Origin of the sequence: Paenibacillus sp. Aloe-11 (assembly GCF_000245715.1) — a bacterium.
Classification (GTDB): Bacteria; Bacillota; Bacilli; order Paenibacillales; family Paenibacillaceae; genus Paenibacillus; species Paenibacillus kribbensis.
Window position 1 is genome coordinate 61482 of sequence record NZ_JH601054.1, and the last position, 628, is coordinate 62109.

Annotated in this window: 1 protein-coding gene; it reads left to right on the forward strand. The window is 57.2% G+C overall.

Annotation, left to right across the window (positions count from 1 at the left end; all coding sequences use genetic code 11):
* On the forward strand, positions 1–628 hold a 628-nt coding region (locus WG8_RS28375), incomplete at both ends, for an AMP-binding protein (protein WP_007430355.1).

The window sequence follows — 628 nt, forward strand, 5'->3', positions numbered from 1 at the left end:
CAGGCATCCAGTTCGGCTTGCAATATGCGACCGCATTGTATCAACAGGAAACCGTGGAACGGATGACACGCCACTTCATCCGTCTGGCCGAAGCCGTGGCGGCGAACCCGGATGTGAAGCTGGGTGAGCTGGAGCTGATTACTCCAGAAGAAAGCGAACGGATTCTGAAGGTGTTCAACGATCCGCAGGCGCATAGCATGCGTGGAGCCGGATACGTACAGGATCAAACGTTGAGCACCCTGTTCGAGCAGCAGGCAGCGAATACGCCGGATCAAGTAGCAGTGTTGTGCGGAGCAGAATCGTTGACCTACGCTGAGCTGAACGAGCGCGCGAATCGTCTTGCACGTACCTTGCGCGCGGAAGGAGTTCAGCCGGATCAGCCGGTAGGCATTCTGGTGCAGCGCTCGCTGGAAATGATCGTAGGCATCTATGCGATCCTCAAAGCAGGCGGAGCCTACGTCCCGATTGATCCAGAATACCCGGTGGATCGCATACGCTTTATGCTTGAGGACTCGGGAGCGAAGCTGGTGCTGACGCAAGCGCAGGTAGCCGAACAGGCATCCTTGAGCTTCGACGGCAAGGTGCTGGTGCTGGACCGTCCGGCATTGGATGGAAAGGATATCTACCA